The sequence below is a fragment of the Lentilactobacillus hilgardii DSM 20176 = ATCC 8290 genome (assembly GCF_000159315.1).
Classification (GTDB): Bacteria; Bacillota; Bacilli; order Lactobacillales; family Lactobacillaceae; genus Lentilactobacillus; species Lentilactobacillus hilgardii.
Genome location: NZ_GG669992.1, coordinates 742,640 through 744,562 on the forward strand (window position 1 = coordinate 742,640; position 1,923 = coordinate 744,562).

Sequence of the window (1,923 nt, forward strand, 5' to 3'; positions counted from 1 at the left end):
GATAAAAAGCGGAAGACTTTCGATATACCGCTGGATTTTAGTGAAATTCATAATGAACTCGAATTACAGGTATTGGATGCGCTTCGCCAAATTCCTTATGGTGAGACGGTTACTTATAAGCAATTGGCCGAAACAATTGGTAGGCCAAGGGCGATCCGAGCGGTTGCCAGTGCCGTTGCCAAAAATCCATTCTTAATTGTCATCCCCTGTCATCGTGTCATTCGGTCTAACGGCGAAATAGGCGAATACCGGGGTGGTGCGGATGCAAAAGAGTCCCTTCTCAAGTTTGAGAAAGAACCCTTTACAAAGGAACCATTAATTAAAAAGCTACCATTACCACGTCTTAGTCAACTAGGTAAACCTGATCTTTAATGAGGTCAAATGGTTTGTGGTGGGCGTTTAACTTCTTGGCAACCTCCGGTTCAATAATGTGAGCCTGCTGCCAGAAAGCTTTAGAATCTGTTGCACCGTTTCTTTCGCCGATGACGATCAATTTAAGATCGTGGTCGGCTTTTCGTATCGCGTTAAGAACGTCGAGATCGACTGATCCCTTATCTGGAGCCCAACTCATTATAACGTATTTAACCTTGTCCTGATATTTTTCAATTGCCGAAACGGCATCTAATTTTTCGATCTGCGTAACTTGATGCTTACCGGTTTGATTTTCGGAAAGCCACTCAAGGCTGTCAGTTGGATAGGCCTTGACGTTAAGATCCTGAAGGCCTTTTGAGATGTAGCCGTTGCCGGCCATGATTTCCAAGACGGCTTCGTGATCAATGTAAGCGGCTAAGCTCTTAACGAATGGCCCTGATATATATGCCCACATACCGTATTGTTCTTCCAAATAGTCACGATAGGATCGTAAGGCTTTATCTAATTTTGGCAATGCATCGGTTAACTGATTCCAAAGTTTATCGCCTTCTGGATCATCCTGATCGAAGCGCTGATTGATTGCTTTAAAAATTTGATCCTGAATGTCTTCGGGCAGAAGTAATTCCGGCAGTTCCTGAGGTAGTAATTTAGACTTGATAAGGTGGTCACTTTCGAGTACATTATTAATTAAAAACTTGACATCGGGAAAATCGGAAAACAACTTGCGATACCGCTTCATTTGCGAAATGTAGTCGGATTCTGAGGAAACCTGATGTTTACGATTTTTTAAAAGTTTCTTTTTTTGTTTATTTGTTAGCATATTGTCTCCTAGTCGTATTTAAGATTCGAGGGTTGATTAAACAGTGACTTTTGCTCAAAAAATATTCACCATTTGGGTGATCCTGTTAATAGGACTAATTTTTGCAATTATTCAAAAAAATAAAGCGCAAATTGCATTTTGTGCATTTGCGTGGGCTGGATTTACGATTTCGACTTTTGTCGGTGTATTTTTAATGATCGGCAAATAAAAGAACAGTCCTTTAATGATTGTTTTTATCCATCCCTAAATCCAACTCTTCTTGTTTCATCGTTGGTGCAGGCGGCTGGGTTCGACCTGTTTTACCGTGAATGTATCCGGAAATTAATTGATAGATTTCATATCGATCCGATGAATCCAAATTTTGTCCATTGAATTGAAGGGATTTATCCGAGATGAACAGTCGTGCCAAATCATAAGTACTATTTTCAGTGAGGCCGGTTAAATAATCCATCGTGACATTGAAAAATGAGGCTAATTTCTGAACTTCTACGTATGAAGGAGTTCTGACACCGCGCTCCCAGTTTCCAATTTGTGAAGGTGTGTTCTGATGCTCCTCATCTGTTGGAAACTGTTCGTTAAGTAGTTGGGCTAATTGCGGAAGTGTCAGGTTTTTTCCACGCCGCAGTGCTCTAAGTCGTTCTGGAAACATTATTATCACCGTCCTATTCATTACTTATTATTATACTGCATTTTGTATAAGTGTGCGGAGCAAAGCGGTTAGCATTCGGAGC

3 protein-coding genes are annotated in these 1,923 nt (G+C 40.8%); 1 reads left to right on the forward strand and 2 read right to left on the reverse strand.

Going from position 1 to position 1,923, the window contains the following annotated elements; all coding sequences use genetic code 11:
* A partial coding sequence (locus HMPREF0519_RS03340; RefSeq protein WP_003634659.1) for a methylated-DNA--[protein]-cysteine S-methyltransferase occupies positions 1-372 on the forward strand: 372 nt, incomplete at its 5' end.
* On the opposite strand, the gene HMPREF0519_RS03345 is transcribed toward HMPREF0519_RS03340, so the two are convergent.
* Together HMPREF0519_RS03345 and HMPREF0519_RS03350 are read right to left on the reverse strand one after the other, a co-directional pair.
* On the reverse strand, positions 344-1,192 hold the full coding sequence (locus HMPREF0519_RS03345; protein WP_003634661.1) for a hypothetical protein: 849 nt from the start codon (positions 1,190-1,192) through the stop codon (positions 344-346). The genes HMPREF0519_RS03340 and HMPREF0519_RS03345 overlap by 29 nt on opposite strands.
* Positions 1,193-1,412: 220 nt before the next feature.
* The gene (locus HMPREF0519_RS03350; RefSeq protein WP_225429125.1) at positions 1,413-1,841 is read right to left on the reverse strand and encodes a helix-turn-helix domain-containing protein; all 429 of its coding nucleotides are present in this window, start codon (positions 1,839-1,841) and stop codon (positions 1,413-1,415) included.
* Positions 1,842-1,923: the final 82 nt, after the last annotated feature.

Coding starts and splice junctions, on each gene's coding strand:
- HMPREF0519_RS03345 (WP_003634661.1), bottom strand. CDS start 1,192: ATGCTAACAAATAAACAAAAAAAGAAACTTTTAAAAAATCGTAAACAT.
- HMPREF0519_RS03350 (WP_225429125.1), bottom strand. CDS start 1,841: ATGTTTCCAGAACGACTTAGAGCACTGCGGCGTGGAAAAAACCTGACA.